The following is a 25595-nucleotide window of genomic DNA, read 5'->3' on the forward strand; positions in this document are numbered from 1 at the left end:
TGTTTCTAGGCCTACCTTTGACCCTTTTTTTCAAGACTCTCAGATCTATGAATCAAATAGGAGGCGGTGGCGTCGAGGGGATCGCGACCAAGTACGGCTGTCGCTCCGGGATGAAAGCTGGAAACTGGGTTCAGGTCGATGAAAACGGGATTGTCCTTTTCATCCAGAAGGTACTCGACTGCGCCGAGCTCCATCCGCGCGGCCCGTAGGATTTTTTTGACTGACTCGGTCACCTTCGGGGCAATTTCGCGAGGAGGCAAGAGGGTAACTTCCGATTCCGGGTGAGCCAGGCAGTAGTTGAACTGGTCAGCTTGAATCGGTGAGCGGGCTTCGTAAAGGATGTCGGAGCCGAGGACTTCGATCCGGTGGACGCAGCCGTCTGCGGCGGTTAGCAGTTCTTGCTCAATCCAGCCTTCTTCTCGACTGAAAAGTCCATCCGGGGCGGGTTCGCCGTCTTCAAGCGCCCGAATCCCTCGCCCAAAACCACCTGCAGGTGGCTTGAGAAGGACAGCCTGCCCATGTATGGCGCGTCCGCCGGGAACGGCGGGGTACGTTTGCGGCGTACGCACTCCGCACTCGGTAAAAAGCTTGGCTTGAGCCATCTTACTGTAGCCGATCTGGAAGCAGAGTGATCCGTTGATCACAGATCTACCCTCGGCCTCCCAGGTTCGCAAAGAATGGGTGATCTGATCCGCACGAGCCTTATCCCGCTCAGCAAGAAGGGAGGATACGCGGTTGACGATCAACCCATTCGCTACGATCTCCTCCGGATCATCAGTGACGTGTACTTTGATGCCCCTCGATTCTAAAAGGTCAACGAGGGGCCGAACCCATTCCGGGATATCTGTGAGAATTATAATAGACATTGATTAGTATCCGGTTTGCTGATGCAAAGATCCCCGTGCTTGCCTGGCAAGGGGTTGCGCAGGGTTGCGCGAGGAGCTTTCCGCAAAGCGGGCGCTTGCTGCCTGGTTAATGTTGCCCCCATCAATTGGCATCTGAAACCTGCTCCATAACCGGGGCTTTGTGCCACGTCGAGCGATCCATCCAGGGGTCGCGTAGGCCAATATGCCCGATCCCGGGCAATTTGACGGCCAAAGCCAGAGGGTCAATGCCAATGTTGAGGCCAAGGATGTTCAGTTCAACACCTTCCCGAATGCTCGCCATAAGGCCGAAATACCCATTGAGGGAAAACTGGTAGCCCGAACCGCTGGGCGCTTTCGCAAATACTCCGTCAGCGAGATAGTCTTTTCCGATGGCAATGTTGGGCAGTGCAACATTCAGTTCGGGTACCTGCCGGATTACCCAGGCTACAAAGGTATTGCTGTTGGGCCCGGGCCAGGCTTTGTATTCATTCGCGAAGGGGTAGGCGTCGATAGCTGTGTGGATATTGATGATGGCGGCGCCTGCTTTCTCACCACGGAGATCTGCCAGCAACATCGGCGGGTTGCCATACCAAGCGGTATCCGGCTCACCGGGGCGTGATCGCACCGCCTTATAACCCCAGCCAGTGACATCGTGAACTTCGTAGGTGGATGCCCCGCGTACCTTGGTCGCAATCCAGGTATGGACCGCAAAATTTCCGCGCCAGTTATAAGCTCGGGCACCATAAACCTGCACAATGGCTTTTTCCGTCTGGCTGGGTAGTGGCGCAATGCCTGCGCTGGAGCGATCGGCGTCACGCCAGCTCTGGCCAGACTGACTACTGCAGGCCGAAATCAGCGCGGGGCCTGCCAGCAGAACCAATAAAAATACGGTGGTTCTGACGAGCCAAAGAAGGGGTTTCATCATTCCAGGGGTACCTCGGACTGCATGCATTGGTTGGTGGATACAACCCATCCAGTATACGTCTCGTATAATTTCAGGTATCAATACGAAGCATTACCGACAGCTATTATTATGGTCGCCTATACGGCTTTTGATTTCGCCTTAACCGCTTATCCCCGGAACCACCGCATTTATGCCTGAAAAATCACGATTCGCACCTCGATCATGGCTGTTAATGCTGCTACTGAGCCTGGTAGTGGTGTTGACGGTGACGGCTATCTTTTTGCCTATCGAGATCCGCTACTTATTGCGCTGGGGTGTCGAGTTGGCGGGTCATCCCATGGCTTTGGTTGGCATCGTTCTGGTCATGGCTGTGCTGATGAGCGTTGGGCTGCCCGGTAGCCTGTGCTTCTGGCTTATCGCACCTTTTCATGCGCCTTTGTTAAGCGTCAGCGTACTGTTGGTTGGCAGTGTCGCCGGCTCAATGGGTGCCTATCACTTTGGCAAGGGCCTGGGTGATACCTGGAAACCCGGCTATTTGGCCAGGCAAGTACTCAACTTGCTTGGCAAACGCAGCGACTTTCTTACGCAATGTGCAGTCCGCATATTACCAGGCTTCCCCCATGCATTCGTGAATTTGGCAGGCGGCGTATTAGGTCTGCCGTTGCTGGTTTTCTGTTGCGCCGCGATAGTCGGGCTGGCAATCAAATGGACAGTCTACGCACACGCGGTGCACGGCATGGTATCAGCTCGGCAAGCAGAGCAAGCAATGGACTTTTTTACTCTACTGCCTCTTGTCATCCTGGCTCTACTGCTGGCGCTGGGCGGTTTGGCAAAACGCTGGTTTTTGGGTCCATCAAAAGTCGACAGCCTTCCGCCCGGCTAACCTCCAAAAATAGACGACCTGGACGCAGCCTGCGCATGGCTGTTCAGCGGGTGCGAAGTAAACTTGTCCCTCTCAGTCTGTGCACCTGACAGATTAATGCTACCCAGATGTTATCTGCCTCTGTCGGCGTCACCGGCCAGGAAAGCCCCATGATTCGCATCAATGAACTGCAACTGCTCTTTGATCACAGCCCTGAGGTCTGTTCGCCGCGTTGATTCTCGTGCAGATGGGCTTCAAGCCTATTGTGCTGGAGCGAAGTGCCGGGGTCAGGTTTTGTGTTTTGCTTCTGTCTTGTCCTTTCGTTGTAATCGCCTTAGTCTATTTCGTCGCAATTAGAACCATCACGGACGGAATCAGCGCCGCCTCTGGTTATAATGGCGTACTTTGAACCTTCACAGAGAATCCTATGCCAATCGAAAAGAATCAGGTGGTCTTGTTTCACTACAGTGTCAGTGATGACCAAGGCAAGGTCGTTGAAAATTCCCGTGGCGGCGAGCCGAACGCCTACCTGCATGGTCACGGCGGCATTATCCGAGGCCTGGAAGAAGCCCTGCAAGGTCGCGACGCCGGCGAAAGTTTCAGTGTCACCATCACTTCGGAAAAAGCCTACGGCCCGCGTAAAGCCGATTCCATTCAGCGTGTGCCGATCAAGCATTTGATCGGTGCCAAACGCTGGAAGCCGGGGATGGTCGCGCAGGTAAAAACCGAGCAGGGCCAGCGCCACGTGATCGTTGTTAAGGTTGGCCTCAAGTTTGCCGATATCGACAACAACCATCCGATGGCCGGTAAAACCCTGACTTTCGATGTCGACATCATCGAAGCACGCGCCGCCAGTCCGGAAGAGATAGCCCACGGCCACGCGCATGGGCCGGGTGGGCATCATTGAAGGGAGATGAGCTTGGTCACTTTTGTGATTTACGCCATCTGGCTTGGCGTGGCTTTGAACCTCGCCGCTCTGGCTCAGCGTGACGATGCGAGTGCCACGATAACGCCTTCGTCTGCGGCGAGCTTGCCTTGGCAAATATCCGGATAGATCTCTGCCAGACCACTCAAGCCTTCCACCGTTCTGATTTTAGCCAGTTACGGCTCCAGGCAGCCGGTGCGTGCAAAAAACGCTCACTCCGCTCAGAGAATTCCTGTGGCCTCCGGTCCTGCATGCGCTTCGGGATTAACAACCGCCAAACTGCAGTTCTTCGAGCATCTTGCTATCAAAAGTTTTTACCGGTGTCCGCTACGGTAGACACCGGACAGCTCCTCAAAATATTATTTCTCAATGTCTATGCTTGCAGCCTGTGTCAGGCATTTGAGCACAACCTTTGAACCACAACGCCCGCCACTTTTCAGTGGCGGGCGTTGTGGTCATCAACCCGAATGGGGCTTCAGCCCCAGGAAAAAGAGATCAGCCCAACAAGATGGCCGGCAAACCGGTAACCAACCAAGGGAAGAATGCCAACAGTACGCATGCCACGATTATCAAAGCTACGAACGGAATTACCGCCTTATACATTAGGGCCCAGGAGGCACCCATTTTTTTACAGTCCATCTGTTTGAAGCAAGAGGCAACGTCACAGCCCCTGTTAACAGGACAAGGCAGTCTTAACGGAGCGGTTCACTGTATGTATTCTAAGTACAATGTATAAATCTCGCGGATTTACCTTACTCGAATTGATGTTGGTGGTCGTCATTGTCGCCATTCTCATTACGATTGCAGTGCCATCGTTCCAGTGGATGATCCAGAAGGTCACGATCGCCAGCAACGTCAACACTTTTCTGTCCGACATGCGCTATGCGCGCAGTGAAGCCATTCGGCGCGGCGGCGGCGTTGTATTGTGTCGTAGCGACGCCCCCGAAGCGGCGGCTCCCACTTGCGGCAACGCCTTCGGCCCTGGTGGAAATGGCTGGGTCAGTGGCTGGATTATTTTTCACGACTTGAACAATAGCGGGACCAAAGGCACAGGCGACCCACTGCTGCGCGTGCAGGCACCCATCATCGCGATAAATTCCATTGTGGGCACCTTACCCGACAGCTCATCCTCCACCACATTTAGCTTTACGGCGACCGGACGCCTGCGCAACTTAACTGGGGTGACAACAATGCCATTTGGCGGTGATGGCCTGTTTGCCGAAACAGTGCAGCGCGTGGTGTGTATCAGCCTTAGCGGCCGCGCCCGGGTTGCAGGCGACGGGACCACCTCGTGTGGCTAGCCCCAATAACTATGAAGAAGAGACCAACCATGAACCATCATCCTCAAAGCGGCGCCTTTTTGATCGAGGTTATGGTCGCTACGCTGCTTCTATCGCTTGGGGTACTGCCTCTTGTTGCGATGATGACTTTCGCCGTACAGATGCCAAAATTAGCGGGCTACCGTGCAACAGCTGTTAACCTGGCATCCAACTATGTCGAACGCATGCGGGCCAATCCGGCCAATCCGGCCAATCCTGTCAGCCTCTTCCCCTACAGCGAGAAACCCAGCAGTTACGACGGTACACGAGCGGATATACCTGTTCCGCTCTGCACCGGCACTGGTTGCGATACCGCCACCCCGACGACGTTCTGCGACTACCCCACATGCGATACCGACACCATGGTCACTCGGGACGTTTATGAGATGCAAGCCGCAGCACGTCGCGGACTGCCTGCTGGCGGTATTGTCGTATCGTGCGACGTCGGCGGTTGCAGCAACGGCCTCGGCAACCTGTGGGTTATGTGGCAGGAGCCCGACACGTTTGACGCACTCAATCCATCATCCTCCGACAATTGCCCCGCTGCAGTAACGAGCACCAACACCAACCCGCGTTGCCTGTATGTGAGATTTAAGCTATGACACGCCATCTCCGCTCACCGGAATCGCGCTACCTTCAGGGTTTCTCGTTGATCGAACTGATGATTTCCCTCACCCTTGGGTTGATCATTATAGGTGCGGCTTTGTCCGCGTACGTGGGCGCAGCAGGAGCCGCAAGAATGTCCGAAGCCCAGGGCCGCATGTACGAAGATGCCCAGGCAGCACTGACCATTCTGACCCAGCAGTTACGGATGGCGGGCAACAACCCCGATCAGACTGATCGGCTCGACACCAGTGTAAAAGACCCTATCTACACGAAGCCGACAGCTTCTGGTTTGACATATTCTGGTGATATATCGCCTGAGTTTGTCGACTCATCAATTACACCAGCGTTCGAACTCTCCGATTACAGCATTCGTGGCTGCGACGGAGCGTTCAGCAACATTACTGCGGCGACCAGTATCGATGGCCTCGGCTGCGTCGTAACGGTTGCCGGTATCGCCAAACCAGACTCCATTGCGCTTAGTTACAAAGCAGATGAATTCAATACTGTGCCTACCACCGCCAGCACACCGCTCCCGACCGACTGCCTTGGGTATGCGTTGAATCAGATTAAGGCCGTAATCCCCGGAATTCCAAATGGCCACGGTTCAGGTGTTTTCGAGGCCGACCCTGAAAATGTGTTCTACTTCGTGGCAGACAATCGGTTTTATATTGACACATCCTCTGCCACTGCCACACCACCGTCCGTACCCAGCCTGTATTGCCAAGGTAATGGCATCAACAGTACAGCTCAACCCTTAGTCAAGAACATTGAGGACATGCAGATCACCTATGGGGTAGAGATCCCCGACAACCAAACGCGAACTGTGGCCGGCTATTTGCGCGCCGATGAACTCCTCGCCCATCCCGACCCCGACGTCTTGGCGGCTTTTACCCCACAAGAACGCTGGAGAAAAGTCGTCACGGTTCGCATTTGCCTTCTGGTGCGCAGCGAGAATGCCGTGGTGTCAGACCCAGCCTCAGCGCGTTACTTCAACTGTGCCGGCACTCTGGAAACCGCCCCCCCAGATGACCTTCGGCTACGGCGCACTTACTCCACCACAGTCATGTTGCGAAATTGGCTAGAAATTGCTGTCCCCACCTCGCTATGAAAATATCCATCCAATCTGTACCCAGCCCAACGCCGAGAAAAATCTCGCCGCACTCTCGATTGGCGCAATCCCAGCATGGCGTAGTACTGATCATTGCGCTGATTATATTAATCGTAATCTCGCTGCTTGCCGTCACCAGCATCCGCAATGCCAGCTCCACAATCAGTGTGTCCGGCAATGTACGCACCACTGAACTGGCTACCCAAGCCGCGGAGATTGCTTTACAGCACTGCGAGCGTTCTGTTTTGCAGATATTGACAGTTGCCGCTGGCGGCACCGATGACTATGTAACCACATTTAGTGACGATAATATTTTATCCGAGGCTCAACCGCCGAATTGGCAAAATATGACAATGTGGGATAGCACCTCATCTAAGGTTTACGCGCTTCCCCTGAGCATGGTCAGCCAAACTGGCATGGTCGCCACCACCTACAAGCGAGCACCCGATTGCATGGTCGAGCGCATGATTTTAGCGAAGACTGTAGCGAAGACTGTACCGGCTGTACCGGCTGTACCGGCTGTGCCGGCTGGACCGGGGGGTGTACCATCGGCCGTGCCGGCTGTACCGGCAGTACCGGCTGTACCAGCAAAGTATGATGTAGATCCGGATTCTGATGTAGATCCGGATTCCTCATTTCGGATCACTGTCCGCGGGTTTGGTCCTGAAGTGGAAAATGGTGCCGGCCGTCCCGTTGGCAGTGAAGTCTGGCTGCAATCTCAGATTAAAATACGCTATTACGAAGATGATGATTAAATTCACATATTAAAACACAGGATAAAATCATCCATGATTATGCTTTTGTGTACTGTTTTATCCACTGTGAGAAGGTCCAACAACCGGGGACCGTGGTCACGGCAGTATCTGGCACTATTTTGTTACAGCCCGTCATTCGGTTTCGACGCACGTCAATGGATATTGCGGCTGGTCCCACTATTATTGCTGCTGGTTTGGCTACCGGCTCAAGCGGAAGATTACACCTTCACTAACAGTATCCCAACAGACAATATTCCAGCAGCCTGCGCAGGACCTGTGAGTGATGTTTACACCTGCACTCCACTAACGCTTGCCGCCGGGGACACTATCACCATCACAGAGCCAACCGCTATCAATGTCAGCGGTGACTTCACAACCGACAGCTCCACCCAAATCAATGCAGCAGGAAACCCCTCCGACCTGACTATTACGGTTACCGGGATTACCGATTTGGGCGCCAACACAATTCTTAAAGGAAACATTATTGGCAACAACACCACAACTGGCACCATCACCATTGGTGCTAACAGCCAAGTTGAAGGTGACCTGACCACAACCACAGCAGGCGTCATCAACATCGGTTCTGACAGCACCATAGTCGGCAAACTCACCACCAAATCTGGTGCCATAAACGTCGGCGATAGAAGCACGGTCACAGGTTCGATCAGCTCTAGTCTGGCGGGTGTTATAACAATCGGTGATGACAGCAGCATAGTCGGCAATCTCAACACCCTAGCTGGTGCCATCAACGTCGGCGATAGAAGCACGATCACAGGTTCGATCCTCTCTAGTGGGGCGGGTGCTATCACAATAGGAGCTGACGCAAAAGTTACGGGCGATGTCGCCACCACCTACCTCGGCAGCGAGATTGGTGCCGGCGCTATCACCATCAAAAGCGGTAGCGAAGTCAATGGCTCGGTCACCACTAACGCCGGTGCAATTACAGTTGAGGAAGACGCAAAAGTTGACGGCAACGTCAGCACCAACGATGGAGCCATTACAGTTGGGACTAACGCAAATATTGGCAGTAGTGTCTGCTCCGGCAACTCCGGCGCTATCACCATCGGGGCTAGCGCAAACGTTGGCGGCAATGTTGAAACCGCCACAGCAGGCGCTATCACTGTTGGCACTTTGGCTAACGTCACGGGCAGGGTCAAAGTCCATAACGCTGGCGCTTTAACAATCGGGGCTGGTGCAACAGTCGGCGACAGAATTGGTACAAGTTGCAAGGTTGTTGCCCCCCCCATTTCACTACCACGAATAATATCGCGCCAGTGGCGTCAAATTTTTATGCGTTAGCAGAAAAAATACCCCCCCCGCACTCAATCAGGAGTATGTTTTATGCGATTTAATTTCCACTCGCTCAAACCCTCACCGTGGCGGTTTAGTTCCGGGTTTACCTTGATCGAGCTCATGATCGCGGTGGTAATTGTCGCAATTTTAGCCAGCATAGCGCTGCCGTCTTATACCCAGTACATAGCGCGCGCAAAGCGGGCCGACGCCCGAACCCAGTTGTTGCAGGTTGCCCAGTTTATGCAGCGTTTTTATGCTGCCAATGACAGTTTTAAAAAAGATCGCGCCGACAACGATGTGATCGATCAAATCCCAGACAACCTGAAGCAGTCGCCTGAAGCCGGCAGCGCGATCTATCAGCTTTCAATTCCCACGGCAACGCTGACTGCTGTCGGTTATGAGCTCAGAATGACTCCCGTTACCGGTGGATCGATGGGTGCGGATTCTTGTGGAACCTATACCCTGACCTCAACTGGCGTGCGCGGCGTTTTAGTCGGCGACGCAGCCCTGCGCGACACTTGCTGGAAATAAGCAACGCGTTTTCAAATCCCAAGCGCTGGGGGTTGAGATAGCTTCAAAACGAGCTGTCCCAGTCGCTGAGATTTTTAAACGCATCGAAGACACAACGGTTATAGAGACAGGCACCTCTACGCACACACCAGCCCGAGAAAAATGAGCAAAGGCCTCTACTCTTATTTAGCTGATGCTCAAAATTTCCTGCTGGCAGACCTATTGACAGGGGGCAGGCATTCCAGAGGAGGGGTGGAGTGGTTGTCCCTGTCCCTTCTTTTTTCCTTTATATCATATCCCACCCCGACCTGGCCGCCCAGATCAAGGCCAGCCAGCGCGGCGAAGCCCGACATGACGTGGCCGGAGGCGGTTGAACTCGTTAAAGACTATGGCCGCGCACTTCAGGGCCACCTGGAAGACCAATACGTCACCGGCCGCATTAAACAGTGGCTGAACTACCTGCGCCGAGGCCTCCCGGAAGCCGAAACGCTAAAGTAACGCGCGGCGTAATAGACGCTCAAGTGTCTGCAAACCCTATACTGACAAGGCCATATCATGGGCTGACGTTTCGGTCCGTACGCGACCTCAAAAGAAGGCTCACCCCATAGTTGCCCAAGAATTCACGAGATGGGAAACTCATAGCATTCAGAGGGTTCGCTGGGTACATCACGCGGATGTTTCGCTGTCCGGATAAATGAGGAAAAAATTGCTATAAACAACAGAACCAAGCTCTCCCAGGGGTAGATCGAGAACTTTGGAGCAAAGAAACACCAAGGCATTCAACGCCAGGTAAGAAACTCACTCACTTCTTTAGGCCCCCTATCTCTGGGATGCCTCATTTGGTGGAAGTGGATAAAAAAACGGATTCAGTACCAGTACAACGTTTCGGTACGAAGACTGTAGCGATTGACACGAATGACCGCGCGAACTTGATCGCGAAGACGCGGTTGAGGTTGTGTGCTGTTTAATTTGGCGAAAATCCCTTTTTTTGTATAAATGTACAGCATTATTGATTAAGTAAAATCACGAACTCAAGCGATTACATGGTGGTGCAGGAATGATTAGTCTAAGCTATTGTTAAATATGAGTCTTGCTCCGCGTGGTGTGGCAGAAACGCGGCATTATCGAGAACGCACTTTTTTGCAATATCGTGGAATTCGGTATAGTTGCTATTAAAGGTGAATTATGAAATTTGAGAAATATCAAGAATTTTTCCAATGGATGACCTCTGGTGCGGCAGCTGCCTCACTGGTTCTGTTCGTGTTTGTTCCTTCCGTGAATGGAGTCAGCGCTGGCTTTAAAATTTTCTCGGCGTGTCTTTTCTTGTTCGCCATGTTGACCTTGGTCGCAGCAACAGCAATCGGAAAATTGATCGCGGATTCCAAAAAAGAGAACGCAAAGGCAGAGAATATTCATTCGTTGGTAACTACTGCCGGTTTTACCTCGTTTTTTATAGGTCTAACAACATTGGCGGTGAACATGAGCCTCTGGTTGTCCATCCCACTAATGCTCGGCTTGGTAATCGCCCTTGTCGCTTTTGGAAGAGCGCACGACTCTCTGCTCCCATAGCACCCTTTAACCAAGCCAGGCACGGCGACGCCTTTTTCGTTGCGGCTTCGCCTCCACTAAAAAGCCGCGCATGCTGGCGGCGTTATGCCCTACAGCAAATGCACCTCGGGTAGCATGCGCTTGTGCAGAATACGGATAATTTCAGCAACACCCTCGGTGGATAGACGGTAAAAAATGATATGGCTCCCTTGAGGATACTGCCGGTAACCCGCGCTTATCTGGTCGCAGACTTGCCCTAGGTTTGGATTTTCGCCCAAAAGATGGAAGCAATGATCGAACTGAAGAATGTAGTGGTTTCGCTGGCCGCGACCCCATTCACTTTCCGTGTAAAGTGCAATAGATTTGAGATCAGCTTTAGCCTTTCTAGAAAGCTTAAAGTTCGGCATCAGTGTCCTTCACTGTCCAGCTCACGGATGAAGGAGTCATAGGAATAGTCCTCAAAACCACTGTCCTCGCCGTCTTTAAGCATTTTACGCAACGTGGTTAGGCGGGTTTCGGACACTTCAAGCAGGCGCAAGCCTGCACGAACGATCTCGCTGGTTGAGCTGTATCGGCCGTTTTTGATCTGTTCTGTAATGAACGCATCAAAATGCTGGCCTAGAGTGATGCTGGTGTTCTTTTGCATAATGCCATCTCATTAATACCAATAATTGGTATATTTTGGTTCAGGCGGCATAACAAGTCAATTAAATACGTTCCGGTCCTGCGGGCCTCCACCGGACGCGCTAAAAACCGCGCGCCGCTTATCTCAGCGTTGAGGCTGTAGAAAAACCCCAAGTCGGACCGATTTTGGTAGTATTGAGAAAACAGACAGGGAGCCGTCGGTGTGCCTCGTTTCAAGCACTACAACTACGACCAAGATACGATGGTTGTCATCAACTACCAGGAGCAACTCCAGCCTGGCACCTTCGAGCACGCGGTTCACTACCTGATTGAACACAAGCTGGATCTGACGGTGTTTCACCCGAAATATCGCAACGACAACACCGGCCGCCTGGCCTACGATCCCGCCATTCTGTTGAAGATCATTCTGTTTGCTTATTCCAAAGGCATCACCTCCAGCCGCGAGATCCAGTGGTGTTGCGAGACCAACATCATTTTCAAGGCACTGTCCTGCGATACCGTCCCGCACTTCACCACCCTGGCTAAGTTCGTTAGCCAGCACGCCGATGAGATTGAAGAACTGTTCGAGCAAATACTGTTGGTGTGTCATGAGCAGGGTCTTTTGGGCAACGAACTGTTCGCCATAGATGGCTGCAAAATGTCATCAGACGCGGCGAAGGAATGGTCTGGCACCTTTAAAGAGCTGAGCGAAAAGCGGGCCAAGCTGAAGCGACTGATTCGCCACCACCTGCATGAGCATCACGAACGGGATGAGGCTGAAACCGAAGCGGAACTGGATCGAGATATTCGAAGGGCGAAAACCGTGCTCTCTCTGGATGAGTCGATGAAAAAAGTGGACCGTTTCCTGAAGACGAACAGCCCAAGGCTGGGCCAGGGTAAACGACTCAAGGAAGTGAAAAGCAACATCACCGATAACGAAAGCGGCAAGATGACCACCAGCAAAGGCACGATCCAGGGCTATAACGGCGTGGCGACGGTGGACAAGAAACACCCGGTCATCATCGATGCACAAGCCTTCGGTGAAGGCCAGGAACATCACACGTTAAAGCCGGTGTTGGAGACGGTTCAGCGTCGTTATAAAAAGCTCGGCATTGCCGACAACATCTATCAAACCGGCGCGATCGTGACCGCCGACACCGGCTTCGCCAACGAAGCCAATATGCAGTACCTGCATGAGCAACAGATCAACGGTTACATTCCGGACAATCGTTTCCGCAGCCGTGATCCCAAATTCGCCGAGCAGAAAGAAAAGTACGGTAAGCGCCCGCAAACTCCATCGAAGAGCGGCTGGAAACACGTGATTCCAGCCAGTGAATTCCAGTTCGACCCGGTTACGATGACGTGCATCTGTCCCGCCGGAGAATCCCTGCGCCACGAAGGCACCCGAACCGACCAAAATGGCGTACCCAGAGTCCGCTTCCAAGGCCGGTTATTGCAGTGTCGCCACTGTCCAAAAAAACATCAATGCATGCAAAACCCCAGCTCAGCAGATCATCGTAAAGGCAAAGGAAGACAGGTCTCTTACACTCTGGAACTCAGGCGAGGCCCAACGTATACCGACTGGATGAAACACCGAGTCGATAGCCAACAAGGCAAAGCGATTTACGGTCATCGCATGTCCGTGGTTGAGCCCGTGTTCGGCAACATTGGCAGTAACAAACGTCTGAATCGCATCAGCCTGCGAACTAAGAAAAAAGTGCAGGGTCAGTGGCAGTTGTATTGCCTGGTGCATAATATTGAGAAGCTGGCGAATTATGGGCAGTTAGCAGCATGAAACCAGGGCTAGGATATGGCCAGATATAGGTCACAGACGGCCATGTGTAGAATGTTCAGCGCCGGATATCAATAATGCTGTAGTGTTACCAGTAAATGATCAAACTTGCGCCAGTTGATCGCCGGGTGCGAAAAAACAACAGAGTGGCTGCGGATTAGGCTCTGAAAAGGGTTTTTCTACAGCCTCGTTAGATGCACGGAGTAAAACTATGAAAGCTATGCTTACCATTGTGCTGTTACTTTTCCTGTCCGGTTGTGCATCGACGCATATGAAGCAATACCTTGGAAAAGATATTCGTGAAGTAATACTCGATTCCGGCCCCCCCATAAATGCATTGGATATGGGCGATGGGGTACGAGCTTTTCAGTTCACGTGGGGTGGCGGAACTTACAGTATGCCGAGCACTACCACTACACAGGGAACTGTTACCTCCTACGGAAATAGTGCTTGGTTTTCTGCAAATTCAATTACTACTGGCGGAGGCACTTTCCATAGCGAAGGGTGCATAATAAACTATCTTACAACATGGAGTAGTGCCCGCCAAACATGGATCGTGAGTGACATTAGGTATCCTAAACGTCTTGTCTGCTAACGCGGCATCTAACAAATAAGGATAGGTCGCGCGCAGCCGCGACCTGATCCGGTGTTGGACGAGCCCGGTGCTTCTCTATTAAGGAAATATCGTCGGCGAACTGAGAGGTGCTTTGGCCCTGGCATTGGGCGGTCATTTCCGTCAGGCCAGAGGTTCCCGTGACCCTCGGTGGAACCGATAGCCGATCTGTCCTGGTGGTGGTGTCATAGGGTGCTCTGATCCCTCCCTGTGAGGTGCATGTCGGACGGATGTAGGCCTATGCCAGACATCGTCGCCGGGTTGTCGGCACGGGCCACCGGCAGGGGCGCCGCCAAAGCGTGATGCCCATGGGCTCGCCACAGCAGGGGCAAATGCGTTGTTTCCGGGGTTGGGTGACGATCCCGGGTAGCGCGACCCGCAAGAGCCACTGCAACCGGTGTAAGGTTTTGCGGGCACCGCCGTGCAGGAACCCGTATTCCCGCACCCGTCGCAGCCCCTTGGGCAGGACGTGCTGCAGAACCCGCCAGAGGAACCGGCTCGCCGGTTCGGTCAGGGTCTGCCAGCGCCGGGTCTGACTGTCCTGGTAGCGGAAGGTGACTTGCTCACCGTCGTAATCCACGATGTTTTGCTCCCGCAGTACACCGCGATACAGATAGCGGGCCAGATAGGTCAGCGCCTGGTCGCCACGGCCGACCTGCTCGCACTGGGCGACCCAGTGCCCGGGAATCGATTCCGGCAAGGTAAAGCCTTGCTCGCGCATCCGGGTGAGGAATTTGGCGCGGAACACGGTGGCCAGGGCCCGGCCGTTGAACAGGTATCGCCCGGCCCGGGCGTGCCAGTGATGGCCCGTCAGCCCGCCCCCAGGGACCACGATGTGGACATGGGGGTGGAAAGCCAGGCGCCGGGAGTGGGTGTGCAACACCCCGACCAGCCCGAGCTGGCTCCCCAGGCGTGTATCGTTACGGGCGAACTGGGCGAGGACCTCCCGGGCGACCTGGAACAGGGTGTGGCAGGTCCACCGGAGGTGGTGCCAGGCAAAGCCCCGCAACTGGGCCGGGAGGGTGAAGGTCACCAGGAAATAGTCCACCGGCAACAACTTCTGCCGCTGCCGGTCCAGCCATTGGCGGTTGGTGCCGTGCTGACAGGCCGGGCAACTGCGATGGCCGCAGGACGGGTACGCCTGTTGCACCTGCTGACAGGCGCGACAGTGATAGCGGACCTCGCCACAGGCGGGTGTGTGGCAGGCCAGGATCGACTGCAGGGCGGCGTGATGCTCCGGTCGCAGTCGCGCCCCGACGAACTGCTGCAGGCTGGCCTCATGATCGCGCAGAATCTGCGCCAGGGTGATCATTGGGTCACCCAGTCAACTTGCAGCCGCTCCACCAGGGCATTGATCATCAGGGCACTGTTCTGCTGGGCCTCATGGGTCATCCGGGTGTAGCGGGCGGTGGTTACCGGGCTGGCGTGGCCGAGCAGAGTCTGAATCGAGCGCAGGTTCACCCCATTTTCCAGCAGATGGGTGGCAAAGCTGTGGCGCAGGGAGTGAATGTGAACATGCTTGCGGATACCGCAGTCCAGGGCGACCTGCTTGATGGCCTTCTGCACCCCACCCCGGGCCATCACCCGGGGCTTGCCGGAGGTGGCAACCGACGCATACGGCGGGTGCCACCCGGGAAACAGCAGGTCTGGATGACGGTGAGTGGCCCAATAGCGCCGCAAGGCCTTGAGTGTCATCAGCGGTAAAGGCACGAAGCGATCCTTCTTGCCCTTGCCACAGCGCACATGCACCCGCATCAGGTGACTGTCGACATCGGCGATGGTCAGGTTCAGGGACTCGCTCAGTCGCAGGCCCAGACTGTAGGTGGTGAGGAAATAGACCTGATAACTGAGTTTGCGTGTGCGACTGATCAGGCGCTCGACCTCCTTCAGGGAGAGCACGTCCTGCAGGGTCTGAACCTTGGGGGCCTTGACGATAGGGACGTATTCCCAGGGCTTGCCCAGTACATACTGATAGAAACTCTGCAACGCATTGCGGGCAATCTTGACCAGACTCCAGGACCGATGCTCGACCAGATGCATGAAATACTGCTGGAGCTGATCGGTGCTAAGCTGATCGGGACAGGTCTCGAAATAGTCGCAGACCTGTCGCAGGCAACGGGTGTACAGATCGATGGTCTTGGGGCTTTTGCCGCGCAGGGTGAGTTCGGTGAGGTAGCGTTGGTGCAGAGCTTGAAAACGAGCGTGTTCGTTAGCGTTCATCACACTTCTCCTGACAGGCCCTCCGAAATGGAAGGGGTCAGAGAAGTACAGTCGAATTTGACCTCTGCCGCATAGCGGCTTCGTTCAACAAATCGCTTAAGTTCGTTCCGGGCCTTCGGCCTTCCACCGGATGCGCTAAAGCACGCCGTTTAGCTTCGCGTTGAGGCTGTAGAAACGTGCCTGCCGGGGTCAGGTCTTGTGTTTTGCCCCTGGCTTGCCCTTTCGTTGTAGTCCTCTCAGTTTATCCTGCCGCAATTAGAACCAAGGAAGGAACCAGGGAACGGCCAGACCGCTGCGACGGGAATTTGCCGGTGCGTTGTACCATGTAGCGTCTCGCGTAAGCCGGATTATTCGAGAGGAAAAACGCAAGATCAAAGCGTTGAGTGCGGAGCAGCGTTACCGCAGTCGTCAGGAACTGAGTCTGCCCGGACTGAGCACACTGAAGACTTGGCTAGAGGCCAACGCAGGCAGGGTTGCAAAGGGCAGCCTGACCCGTACCGCCATGGATTATACGTTGAACCAATGCCCACCTTGGTGGGTTACTGCGAACGGGGCGACCTACAGATCAGCAACGTGTTACTCCCTGGTCGAGAACCGCGAAAGCCAACAGCTTGGAACCCTCGGCTTATATACAACATGTGCTGGCGCGCGTTGCCGAGGCTGACACGTTGGAGAAGCTGGAGGCACTGTTGCCATGGAACGTCGACCTAGAACGAACCTCAAAAAAAGTGGCGCAACTCGATTGAAGACAAGAGTGGCGATTTAGCGGCGCTTACCCTCTTTCTTGCTATACAGATTCACAAATCTGAACTATGACTAATAATAGCTGCAGGCGCTGTACATAAACTGCACAGTCCATCAATGGGCTAAACCTATATTCGGTATGTCGTAGGGAGAACAACATGGCTGGTAAATTTTCACGAAGGGCATTTCTGCAGGGCACCGTGCTCGGTTCCGGTGCCCTGGTTCTGGGGGCGCCGGCTGTTTCTGCCCAGGCGCAGGGCAAAACTATTCGTTGCGGTGTGGTGACTTCGCTTTCCGGGGATAACCGGTTTGGCGGCAACCTTACTCGGCGGGGATACGACTTGTGGGCGGAGGAAATCAACAAACTCGGTGGAGTAGAGATAGCCGGCGAGCGCTATCCTGTGGAAATGTTTTATGGTGATGCGCAATCACGTCCGGCCTCGGGTGCTGACGCTGCGGTGCGGTTGATTATCCAAGACAAGGTTGATGTGCTGTTTGGCCCTTATACGTCGGGCGTAACGCTGGCGGTTCAGCCAATCAGTGCGAAATATCAGGTGCCGATGATCTCAGGCTCGGCGGAATCCCCCAATGTCTGGCTGCCGAAGCCGCCTTTCAACTTCGGCATGATACCGGCGGTGGACCTTACTTCCGGTAAATCGATCAAGGTACTTGCCGAGAGTCTTGGTTCACAGGCGAAATCAGCAGCGGTGATTGGTGTCGATGAGCCTTTTTCCAAAGAAACGGCGGAAGGCTTTCGCAACGGCGTGCAAGAAGCTGGTCTGGAGCTGAAGCGTTTCGAGCTGTTCCCGGCCAATGCGGACCTTACGCCCGTCATCTCCAAGCTCAAGGCTGACAATCCCGACATTGTCGCCGTTGGCGGCCATGAAAGTGTCTTTATAAATTTCATCAATACGGCGCAGTCTCTCGATTACAGGCCGAAAGCACTCATCATGCATTATGGTGTGACCTCGGCGGCTTTCATCAATCAGTTGGGTGAAGAAGCCAACGGCGTGCTCGGCGTGTCAGTCTGGACGGCGGGGCTACCTTACCGTGATGATTTGTTCGGCACCGCCAGCGACTATTCTGAACTTTCGTTTACACGGTGGGGCACCCGTCCTGACTATACCGAGGCTGCGTGTTCCGCCAGTGGCCTGGTACTCCAGGATGCGGCCCGTCGGCTCGGCAAGGCACCGCCTTGGGATCAGCAAACCCGGGTGGAGTTGACGAAAGCCATTGAAGACACCGACATTGAAACCTTCTATGGCCCTGTCGCCTTTGCAAAAGAAGGGGATCACTTTCACAACAATATTAAGCCAGTACCCGTTGTTGTTCAGATCAAGGGCGGCAATGTGGTACCCGTTGCCCCGAGCGGTGCATCGGAAGGAGAGCTGCTATACCCCATGCCCGGTGCGTCCTGACCGAGTCTGCATGTGGCAGTGCAAGACGGCACGCCCTCCGGATACACCGGGAGCGTGCCTTCTAAGGAAGCGGTAAACACCTTTCGGGAGTGGCGCCTTGGACCTATTTCTGCAAGCCATCGTTAACGGGGTATTGATAGGCGGGATATTGATCTGCCTGACCGTTGGTTTCCAACTGACGTTCGGCGTCTTGCATGTCATCGACTTCGCGGTCGGTGGATGGGTGATGCTGGGTGGCTATGCCGCGTACTGGTTAGTGGCGTTGGCCGGTATTGATCCGTTCATCAGCATTTTTTTTGTGTTCGCTCTGTTTGCCCTTATTGGTCGGGCAATAGGGCCTTTGATCTATCACGTGCGAACCAGTCGTTACGCCCGACCGGACCTGATGGCCCTCGCCTTTACCTTTGGTCTTTTCCTGCTGATGCGCGGTGGCGCGCTCTGGCTGTGGTCCTATAATAGCCGAAACGTCGAATCGGTATTTTCCGGCGAATTTTTAACCGTCGGGTCTGTCACTATTCCCTTGTTGCGCCTGAGTGCCTTTTTAATGGCTATTCTCATCAGCCTCGGGGTTTTCCTGCTCCTCTACCGAACCCGTTTTGGCATGGCAGTCCGGGCGGTTGCTCAAAACCGGGACCATGCCGGGTTGATGGGTGTCGACGTAAAGCGGGTTTCGGCCTACGTCTATGGGCTCTATACCGGAATAACGGCTTCGGCGGGCGTTCTAATCGCCACGATCTACTCCGTAAACCCTTCCGTCGGCGTGCGCTATACCTTGTTTGCCTTCTTCGTTGCGGTGCTGGCTGGCCTGGGGTCCGTGGGGGGTGTCCTGATTGCAGGGCTCGCCCTCGGGCTATTGGAATCTTTAGCGTCCACCTATGTCGGCAGCCGCTATTCATTGTTGATTGTATTCGGAGTACTGTTTTTGGTACTGCTGGTCGCGCCAAAGGGGGTTCTTGGCCGTGGCATCTAACCCTGGCGAAGTTCGTGGTTATTTATTTCGATTGGCAGCCATTGCGGTCTGCCTGTTGGCATTGGCAGTGGTTCCCGCCTTCGTCGATCCCTACAGCCTGCGCATTGTCACTGGCGCATTGATGTGGGCTGGTTTGGCTTGCGCCTGGAATATTGTCGGCGGTTACGCCGGCTACATAAGTTTCGGTCATTCCGCATTTTTTGGCATTGGTGCTTACACAACGGCAATACTCATGCAGTCCGGCATTGGGATGCCATTTCTGGCGACCCTTCTGCCCAGCGTTGTTGTTGCAATGATTGTGGCGGCTATCATCGGCGGCCCCACGATGCGCCTGCGTGGTGCCTACTTTGCCATCGCGACCTGGGCATTTGCGGAGATGTTGATTCAGCTGGCCACCATACTGGATGTGACTGGTGGGACTGCCGGCCTTTCATTGCCAGCCTATCTGAACGAATTTTTCTTTTACTACACGATGCTGGCGGCAGCGGCAGCAAGCTTTCTCGGTGTCTGGTATCTGATTGAGTACACCCGCTTCGGATTCCGCCTCAAGGCATTGCGTGATCATGAGCCTGCGGCTGAGGCTATGGGTATCCGTACCAACCTGGTGAAGGTGCAGGCGTTCGCCCTGTCGGCCGCGATCACCGCGCTGTTTGGCAGTGTGTTCGCCTACTGGACCACTTATATTGATCCACATTCAGTGTTGGGGCCTGACATTACGGACCAGATGGTGGTCATGGTTTTGCTGGGTGGGCTGGGCACCATTTGGGGGCCTGCTTTGGGCGCGGTTGTGTTGTGGATGACCAACCGCTATATCTGGTCCACTTTCGGAGATACTGTGGTGTACCTTCCCATCCTCGGTTTGATCATTGCGATGGTGGTGCTCTTCCTGCCCAATGGATTGATTAGTCTCATTGTTGGGCGTCGGCGTGGGCGTGAACTGATTTCGCGTATTCTTCGCAAGCTCTAGGAGTGGAATTATGTCGTCCCCTGCGATTAAGACATCCTCCACGGATAAATCACCGCTGGTCCTGGAGTCGGTCGTCAAACGTTTCGGTGGGGTTACCGCGGTTGCCGGCGTCAGTCTGGTGGTAGCACCGGGTGAGGTGGTCGGTGTGATCGGGCCGAATGGTAGCGGAAAGTCCACACTGTTCAGTCTGGCGGCAGGGGGGCAGCCAGCGGATGAAGGGCGTATTTGGCTTGATGGTGTTGATGTCACGGGTCAGCCAACCTGGCGTATCGCTCGCTCGGGCATAGGGCGGACATTTCAAATCCCCTCTCTGTTCGACAACATGAGCGTGCGTGAAAACTTGTTGGCCGCGGCCGTCGAGGGTGACTGGAAAGGCGCACCACGCAGGGCCGAGGAAGTAGCGGAGATGCTTCAGATCACGCACGTTATCAATAATCTGGCCTCGGAGCTGTCCGGGGGGCAGCAGAAGCTTCTTGAATTTGGCCGGGTGTGCATGCGCGACCCAAAAGTGATTTTGCTTGATGAGGTCACCGCGGGTGTTCATCCAAATATCCGTCGCATTATTCTGGATGCCATACGGCGCCTTCGCCAGACCGGTATAACCTTCCTGATTATCGAGCACGACATGGAAATGGTGCGTGAGATATGTGACCGACTCATTGTTATGAATATGGGTGAGGTTGTGGCCGAAGGCACCTTCGAAGAAATAGCGAGCAACGTCGAAGTTCAACATGCCTACTTGGGACGGCAGTCATGAGCGAGGCGCTCAAAGTTGTCGATCTGACTACCGGTTACGGTAAGCAGGAGATCGTTCATAGTATCTCCCTAACGGCGCAGCCGGGCCACATCACCTGCGTGTTTGGCCCCAATGGCAGTGGCAAATCCACCGTGATCAAGGGCATAGCCGGGTTGCTGCCGCCGTGGGCAGGAAAGATAACGTTGGGCGATACTGATCTCACCGGGCTTCCTGTCCATGAGGTGGTTCGCAAAGGCATCGTGATGATGCCTCAGGGTGGCGGTGTGTTCCCCCGGTTTTCAGTAATGGAAAATCTGCGAATGGGTGGCTATTCGCTGACGAATACCCGTGACGTTGAGGATCGCATCGAAACATTGATCGCGGACTATCCGAACCTGCAACGACGACGCAACGTTGCGGCGGGCTCGCTTTCCGGTGGTGAGCAAATGATGGTGGCAATCGCCCGGGCACTGGTGCCGAATCCAGCTTTCGTGATGCTGGATGAGCCTTCAGCGGGCCTTTCGCCTGCCTTGGTCAATGAGACCATGGACAGAGTACAGGCTTTACGCGAACGCGGTGTTGGAGTGATCATGATCGAGCAGAATATTCGGGAGGCGCTTCCGGTGGCGGACAGTGTTTATATTTTTGCAGGTGGAAAAAATAAGTTTTCTGGCACCAGAGACGATATACGAAGCGACGAACACCTCATGTCGATTTACATGGGTGGTAGTGATTAGGTTTGCCGAAACACACTCGCAGGCTGTTCTGGTAGGTGGTCTTTACCACTTCATCGAGTGGCAGCTCTTTTACCTCGGCGACTTTCTCCGCCACAAAAGGAATGTAGAACGGCGCGTTTTCCTTGCCCCGGTAAGGCACCGGAGTCAGAAGTTCCTCGGAAGTTCCTCGGGGTCAGGTCTTGCGTTTTGCCTCTCGAATAATCCGGCTTACGCGAGAATAATGCAGCCCAAAGAAATCGCCGATCTGCTTCATGCCGTGTCCACCGGGTTCATCCGCTGGGCAAGTGCACGGCCACCACCTCTTTGCTGGCTTACATCATCACCTCAAAATACGCCGAGGGCCTGCCTCTGTATCGTTTGGAGCACATGTTCAAACGCTTGGGTCATGAGCTCAGCCGCACCAGCATGGCACACTGGGTTATCTACCTGGATGACGTGTTCAAACCGCTGATACGCCATCGAACGTAAAATCACAGCGTTGAGTGCGGAGCAGCGTTACCGTATTTGTCAGGAACTGAGTGTACCCGGACTGAACACTCTGAAGACCTGGCTGGAGGCCAACGCAGGCAAGGTTGCAAAGGGCACCCTGACACATACTGCGATGGATTATCCGTTGAACCAATGGCCCGCCTTGGTGGGCTACTGCGAACGAGGCGACCTACAGATCAGCAACGTGCTGGCCGAAAACGCCATCCGTCCATTCGCACTGGATCGAAATTATCTGCACCCGATAATTATGCAAGGTTCGTCGGAACACAAGCGGTATTTTCAGGGGCGGAGCGCGAGCGGAGGTTTGCATAATTTCAGAGACTTTCCAGGAACTGGAGGAGTGCGTCCGTCGGGCGGTAGCGCTTGTGCTGGGTCGCAGGTGGGGTGATGGCGGCAAGGGCCCGCTCCTTCATGCCCATGTCCGCTTCGACATAGCCGTGAGTGGTGACGGGGCTTTCGTGACCGAGCCACAACGCGATCACGGTCAGATCGACGCCCGCCTGCAACAGGTGCATGGCCGTCGTATGGCGCCAGGTATGCGGCGAGATCCTGCGGCCTGCTAACTGTGGACACATCTTTGTCGCGGTGCTGACGGCCAGGTTCAGTCGTTCGGCCACATTGGTGCGCGTCATTGGCAATCCGCTGCGGTTTGGAATGAGGGGTTGCTCGACATGCAAGTCGGCGTATTTTAGCCACTGCCGGATTTCCTTCGCCGTTTCCTTCCATAGAGGCACGGTTCGTTGTTTGCGGCCCTTGCCATGTAGGCGCACAGAGGCGGTTGCCGCCAACGTGATATCGGCCACCCGGATGCCGATCAGTTCGGAAACCCGAGCGCCGGTGTTGTAAAGCACCGTGAGCATGGCGGTGTCGCGGCGCCCGCACCAGGTCGTTATACCCGGGGCTGCAAGCAGCGCGCGAACCTCGTCGCGAGACAGAACTCAAGCATGGGTCGTTCGAAGCGTTTCATAGTATCGCGAGAATCTGTTGTGCAAGATGCAGAGCTGGCGGCGCTTGTGAGGCGACGTAGTGGGCAAAGGCACGAACCGCCGCCAATCTTGCATTGCGCGTGCGAATGGTGTTGTGCCGTTCGGTCTCGAGATGCGTGAGGAAATTCAGCACCAAGGCCGCATCGACATCGCACAGTGCCAGCATGGCAGGTGGCTTGCCCGTTGCGCGTCCCACATAGTTCAGCAAGAGCTTGAAGGTATCGCGATAGGCAGCGACTGTTCGGGGGCTGACGTTCTGTTGCTGGATCAAGCGCTCGGCGAAGAAGCGCTGGAGCAACGCGCCGAATTCGGTGGGAGCGGTGAGCAAGGGGTTCATGACGCCTCTCCTTGCGTATAGAGGTGAAAGCGTTCGGCGGCGATCGCCATCAGTTCGGGAATGCCGGTGACATACCAGTAGGTGTCGCTCACCTTGGCGTGCCCGACGTAGGTTGATAGCGCCAGAATGGCACGATCAATATCTACGCCCTCTTCATAGAGGCGCAGCATGCTTCTCACGATGAAGGTGTGCCGGATGTCATGCAGGCGGTGACGCTGATAGTCACCGCGCGTTTGCCAGTCCAGTTGCTGACACAGCCTCTGTAAGGCATACAGCATGCTGGGCTGATTTACGCCGCTGCCATCATCACGCAGGAAGAACTTGTCACAACAAGGCCGTGGCACGAGCCTATCTCGCTGTCGTGCATAGGCGCGCAACGAGTCGGTAACGCTCGGATGCAGCGGTACGAGACGCTGCTGATGGAACTTCGCTTCGCGGATATGCAAAACGCCACTGTCCATGTCGACGTCAGCCGCGGTTAGTGTCAGTGCTTCGGCGATGCGTAGCCCGGTCGCGGCGAGCAAGCCAAAAACACAGTGGCAAGTTGCTGGACGCAATCCCTCGGTGGGCGCCAAGCCATGCGTGGCTTCAAGCAGTGTGCACAGTTCGGCTTCTGTGTAGATGTGTGGGATGAGACGCCGGTGGGCCGAACCAAAGAGACTTCGCGGTGGAACCTCCGTCGCCGGATCCTCGCGCTGGCAAAAGCGGGCGAAACCGCGAAGAATCCCGATGCGGCGCGCCCAGGTAAACGACGCCTTAAGCTGCGAAGTCTGTGCCCATGCGACAGCGAGCGGCACCGTCAGATGCCCTTCAGGAGAGACCTCATCCGCGAAACGGGCAAATGACTGAAGCTGCGTTGCGTCGATGGTTAGCTCGAATCCGTTACGACGACGATACGCCAGGTACGCTTCGACCCGCGCCATCCAAGACAACCGGGCGCTCATGACGGGCTCCCGGGCCACGGCAGTGCCATCGCGCGCAATTGCTCCACGTCAACGCGGGCGTAGCTGTAGGCAGTGTCAAGACTCTTGTGACGCAATACGTCGGCGATCTCTTTGACTGAGACCCCAGCGCGCTGTAGCTGCGTTGCCATCGTTCGCCGCAGCACGTGTGTGTTGCAGAACTGATCGCGCAAACCGCAACGAACAAAGGCGCGGTTCATTGAATTGCGAATGGCCGGAACGCTCAGTGGCGTGTCGAGCGGTGCCCGGTGCCGGACGAATAGTCTGCGGCTCGTCGTCTGCGGGCGTCCCTGTCGCAGATACTGCGCTACCGCCTCTCCCGTGGACGCAGGCAGGGGAAGCTGTTGAATGCGTTTACTTTTGGTACCGCTGATGGTCAGTATTGCCCTGCGCCAGTCGATCGACTCCAGCGTGAGGTAGGTACTCGTGACCGCGTAAACCCAGATCAGCAGGCAGCGCGCGATGGCATAGTCACGCAGGCCAACGGGTCCGTGCGATCGAAGGCATCCAGAAAGGCCGTTAGTTCGGCGTCCGACAATACCTTGGGCAACGTGGCCCGGCGCCAGTCTGCGATTCGTGGAAGCGCTGCCGCTAGCCCGTCGGTCTCGTCACCGCGCACGGCACGGTAACGAAAGTAGCTACGCAGACTGTTGCACACGATACGCAGCGATGCCGGCCGTAGGCGCGACGTCAGCGTCGAAAAGTAAGCATCTATGTCGGTCGCCGACAGCGACAAGACGCTCACGGTATCAGTAACGCCTACGTCGTAGAGGAACGCCCCAACGTGTTGAGCTCGGCTGTCACGGGTGGCTGATGATAGCCCGCAAGTATCCGTTAAGTACTCGGCGAACCGAGTGAGCTCGATCGTCACTGGATCCTTCGCCATCGTTGGCGATGGCTGTGAACGCATCAGTATTTTGAGCAGATGCCGAAGCGCCGCTCCGGAGCAGCCTACAGAATCGTAGCAGGGTACGGGACAGGTGCACGCCGGGAGGTGTTCGCGCACGAACCGTTTAATAAGGGATGAATCGACGTGCGTCAACTCGAGCTCTTCAGCTTTAAGCCAGAAACCAAAATGGGCAAGGCAGCCCAAATAGATTCTGATGGTGCGATCAGCGTAGCGCTGGCCTCGCAGCGCCTTAATGTAGGATGAAACGACGCTCTCGAGCGGACTATCAATCAGCCAGTTGTAGCGAACAAGGTTTGTGAGGGTTTTATCGGCGGGCATGGTGTGTGCTCCTGCGGTTAGGGACGAGCCCACAGGAAACACTGTTTTTATGCAAAGCTCGATAGCTACAACACAG

At 55.1% G+C, this 25595-nt stretch carries 26 protein-coding genes and 4 pseudogenes; 18 read left to right on the forward strand and 12 right to left on the reverse strand.

From position 1 onward, the window contains the following. Nucleotides 1-11: 11 nt before the first annotated feature. Both MELB17_RS12810 and MELB17_RS12815 read right to left on the reverse strand, forming a co-directional pair. Nucleotides 12-866, reverse strand: a complete 855-nt coding sequence (locus MELB17_RS12810; protein WP_007350674.1) for an ATP-grasp domain-containing protein — start codon at nt 864-866, stop codon at nt 12-14. Nucleotides 867-987: 121 nt separating this feature from the next. Next, complete coding sequence (locus MELB17_RS12815) at nt 988-1791, reverse strand: DUF3750 domain-containing protein (protein ID WP_007350675.1); 804 nt, start codon at nt 1789-1791, stop codon at nt 988-990. A gap of 169 nt (nt 1792-1960) precedes the next feature. Here MELB17_RS12815 and MELB17_RS12820 point away from each other — a divergent pair, with 169 nt between their 5' ends. The 10 genes and pseudogenes from MELB17_RS12820 to MELB17_RS12865 all read left to right on the forward strand — a co-directional run bounded on the left by MELB17_RS12820 (nt 1961) and on the right by MELB17_RS12865 (nt 10717). Continuing rightward, nucleotides 1961-2653, forward strand: a complete 693-nt coding sequence (locus MELB17_RS12820) for a VTT domain-containing protein (RefSeq protein WP_007350676.1) — start codon at nt 1961-1963, stop codon at nt 2651-2653. 406 nt (nt 2654-3059) lie between these two features. Beyond that, nucleotides 3060-3539, forward strand: coding sequence for an FKBP-type peptidyl-prolyl cis-trans isomerase (locus MELB17_RS12825; RefSeq protein ID WP_007350677.1), 480 nt, complete (start codon nt 3060-3062; stop codon nt 3537-3539). A 746-nt stretch (nt 3540-4285) separates the two neighbouring features. After that, nucleotides 4286-4858, forward strand: coding sequence for a GspH/FimT family pseudopilin (locus MELB17_RS12835; RefSeq protein WP_007350679.1), 573 nt, complete (start codon nt 4286-4288; stop codon nt 4856-4858). A 29-nt stretch (nt 4859-4887) separates the two neighbouring features. Next, a complete protein-coding gene (gene pilV, locus MELB17_RS12840) occupies nt 4888-5478 on the forward strand; it encodes a type IV pilus modification protein PilV (RefSeq protein ID WP_007350680.1) in 591 nt (196 codons plus the stop codon). Further along, nucleotides 5475-6590, forward strand: coding sequence for a PilW family protein (locus MELB17_RS12845; RefSeq protein WP_007350681.1), 1116 nt, complete (start codon nt 5475-5477; stop codon nt 6588-6590). The genes pilV and MELB17_RS12845 overlap by 4 nt, the downstream gene beginning before the upstream one ends. Beyond that, nucleotides 6587-7345 carry a PilX N-terminal domain-containing pilus assembly protein gene (locus MELB17_RS12850; protein WP_083796389.1) on the forward strand — a complete coding sequence of 253 codons (759 nt, stop codon included), beginning with the start codon at nt 6587-6589 and terminating at the stop codon, nt 7343-7345. Before MELB17_RS12845 ends, MELB17_RS12850 begins: the two co-directional genes overlap by 4 nt. Nucleotides 7346-7378: 33 nt before the next feature. Beyond that, nucleotides 7379-8644, forward strand: a complete 1266-nt coding sequence (locus MELB17_RS12855; protein WP_227498894.1) for a hypothetical protein — start codon at nt 7379-7381, stop codon at nt 8642-8644. Between the two features lie 42 nt (nt 8645-8686). After that, nucleotides 8687-9169, forward strand: coding sequence for a type IV pilin protein (locus MELB17_RS12860; protein ID WP_007350684.1), 483 nt, complete (start codon nt 8687-8689; stop codon nt 9167-9169). Between the two features lie 269 nt (nt 9170-9438). After that, nucleotides 9439-9640 (forward strand): annotated as a pseudogene (locus MELB17_RS23840) (tRNA dihydrouridine(16) synthase DusC); the annotation flags it as partial. A 693-nt stretch (nt 9641-10333) separates the two neighbouring features. Then, nucleotides 10334-10717: a hypothetical protein gene (locus MELB17_RS12865; RefSeq protein ID WP_007350686.1), complete on the forward strand. Its 384-nt coding sequence runs from the start codon at nt 10334-10336 to the stop codon at nt 10715-10717. A gap of 89 nt (nt 10718-10806) precedes the next feature. Here MELB17_RS12865 and MELB17_RS12870 read toward each other — a convergent pair whose 3' ends face one another. Together MELB17_RS12870 and MELB17_RS12875 are read right to left on the reverse strand one after the other, a co-directional pair. Beyond that, nucleotides 10807-11103, reverse strand: a complete 297-nt coding sequence (locus tag MELB17_RS12870; protein ID WP_007350687.1) for a type II toxin-antitoxin system RelE/ParE family toxin — start codon at nt 11101-11103, stop codon at nt 10807-10809. Then, nucleotides 11103-11342 carry a type II toxin-antitoxin system ParD family antitoxin gene (locus tag MELB17_RS12875; RefSeq protein ID WP_007350688.1) on the reverse strand — a complete coding sequence of 80 codons (240 nt, stop codon included), beginning with the start codon at nt 11340-11342 and terminating at the stop codon, nt 11103-11105. The genes MELB17_RS12870 and MELB17_RS12875 overlap by 1 nt, the downstream gene beginning before the upstream one ends. 201 nt (nt 11343-11543) lie before the next feature. On the opposite strand from MELB17_RS12875, the gene MELB17_RS12880 reads away from it, so the two are divergent. Continuing rightward, the gene (locus MELB17_RS12880; protein ID WP_007350689.1) at nt 11544-13115 is read left to right on the forward strand and encodes a transposase; all 1572 of its coding nucleotides are present in this window, start codon (nt 11544-11546) and stop codon (nt 13113-13115) included. 848 nt (nt 13116-13963) lie between these two features. Here the strand turns inward: MELB17_RS12880 and MELB17_RS12885 are convergent. Both MELB17_RS12885 and MELB17_RS12890 read right to left on the reverse strand, forming a co-directional pair. After that, entirely contained in the window at nt 13964-15037 is a 1074-nt protein-coding gene (locus MELB17_RS12885; protein WP_007350690.1) for a transposase, read from the reverse strand. Beyond that, on the reverse strand, nt 15034-15945 hold the full coding sequence (locus MELB17_RS12890) for a tyrosine-type recombinase/integrase (protein WP_007350691.1): 912 nt from the start codon (nt 15943-15945) through the stop codon (nt 15034-15036). The genes MELB17_RS12885 and MELB17_RS12890 overlap by 4 nt, the downstream gene beginning before the upstream one ends. A gap of 361 nt (nt 15946-16306) precedes the next feature. Between MELB17_RS12890 and MELB17_RS24595 the strand changes: the two are divergent. The 6 genes and pseudogenes from MELB17_RS24595 to MELB17_RS12915 form a co-directional block, all read left to right on the forward strand. Next, a pseudogene (locus MELB17_RS24595) lies at nt 16307-16691 on the forward strand (transposase domain-containing protein); the annotation flags it as partial. A 156-nt stretch (nt 16692-16847) separates the two neighbouring features. After that, entirely contained in the window at nt 16848-18107 is a 1260-nt protein-coding gene (locus MELB17_RS12895) for an amino acid ABC transporter substrate-binding protein (protein ID WP_007350693.1), read from the forward strand. A 97-nt stretch (nt 18108-18204) separates the two neighbouring features. Then, a complete protein-coding gene (locus tag MELB17_RS12900; protein WP_007350694.1) occupies nt 18205-19077 on the forward strand; it encodes a branched-chain amino acid ABC transporter permease in 873 nt (290 codons plus the stop codon). Beyond that, a complete protein-coding gene (locus MELB17_RS12905) occupies nt 19067-20044 on the forward strand; it encodes a branched-chain amino acid ABC transporter permease (RefSeq protein ID WP_007350695.1) in 978 nt (325 codons plus the stop codon). The genes MELB17_RS12900 and MELB17_RS12905 overlap by 11 nt, the downstream gene beginning before the upstream one ends. A 10-nt stretch (nt 20045-20054) precedes the next feature. Next, complete coding sequence (locus tag MELB17_RS12910) at nt 20055-20801, forward strand: ABC transporter ATP-binding protein (protein WP_007350696.1); 747 nt, start codon at nt 20055-20057, stop codon at nt 20799-20801. Continuing rightward, nucleotides 20798-21517: an ABC transporter ATP-binding protein gene (locus MELB17_RS12915; protein WP_007350697.1), complete on the forward strand. Its 720-nt coding sequence runs from the start codon at nt 20798-20800 to the stop codon at nt 21515-21517. Before MELB17_RS12910 ends, MELB17_RS12915 begins: the two co-directional genes overlap by 4 nt. Here the strand turns inward: MELB17_RS12915 and MELB17_RS23855 are convergent. Next, nucleotides 21486-21680: pseudogene (locus MELB17_RS23855) on the reverse strand (TatD family hydrolase); the annotation flags it as partial. The gene MELB17_RS12915 and the pseudogene MELB17_RS23855 sit on opposite strands and share 32 nt — an antisense overlap. 104 nt (nt 21681-21784) lie before the next feature. Between MELB17_RS23855 and MELB17_RS23860 the strand changes: the two are divergent. Then, nucleotides 21785-22232: pseudogene (locus MELB17_RS23860) on the forward strand (IS66 family transposase); the annotation flags it as partial. Nucleotides 22233-22320: 88 nt separating this feature from the next. On the opposite strand, the gene MELB17_RS25655 reads toward MELB17_RS23860, so the two are convergent. The 5 genes from MELB17_RS25655 to MELB17_RS25085 are packed head-to-tail and all read right to left on the reverse strand — an operon-like array spanning nt 22321 to nt 25519. Then, on the reverse strand, nt 22321-22941 hold the full coding sequence (locus MELB17_RS25655) for a tyrosine-type recombinase/integrase (protein WP_227498904.1): 621 nt from the start codon (nt 22939-22941) through the stop codon (nt 22321-22323). A 28-nt stretch (nt 22942-22969) separates the two neighbouring features. Beyond that, nucleotides 22970-23329, reverse strand: a complete 360-nt coding sequence (locus MELB17_RS25660) for a site-specific integrase (RefSeq protein WP_007350701.1) — start codon at nt 23327-23329, stop codon at nt 22970-22972. After that, entirely contained in the window at nt 23326-24291 is a 966-nt protein-coding gene (locus MELB17_RS12925) for a tyrosine-type recombinase/integrase (protein WP_227498758.1), read from the reverse strand. The genes MELB17_RS25660 and MELB17_RS12925 overlap by 4 nt, the downstream gene beginning before the upstream one ends. Beyond that, nucleotides 24270-24830, reverse strand: coding sequence for a tyrosine-type recombinase/integrase (locus MELB17_RS25080; protein WP_319795885.1), 561 nt, complete (start codon nt 24828-24830; stop codon nt 24270-24272). Before MELB17_RS25080 ends, MELB17_RS12925 begins: the two co-directional genes overlap by 22 nt. Continuing rightward, nucleotides 24737-25519 (reverse strand): site-specific integrase, encoded by a 783-nt coding sequence (locus MELB17_RS25085; RefSeq protein ID WP_007350703.1) that lies wholly within the window; start codon nt 25517-25519, stop codon nt 24737-24739. The genes MELB17_RS25080 and MELB17_RS25085 overlap by 94 nt, the downstream gene beginning before the upstream one ends. Nucleotides 25520-25595 lie beyond the last annotated feature (76 nt).

It is taken from the genome of Marinobacter sp. ELB17 (assembly GCF_000169375.1).
Taxonomy (GTDB): domain Bacteria; phylum Pseudomonadota; class Gammaproteobacteria; order Pseudomonadales; family Oleiphilaceae; genus Marinobacter.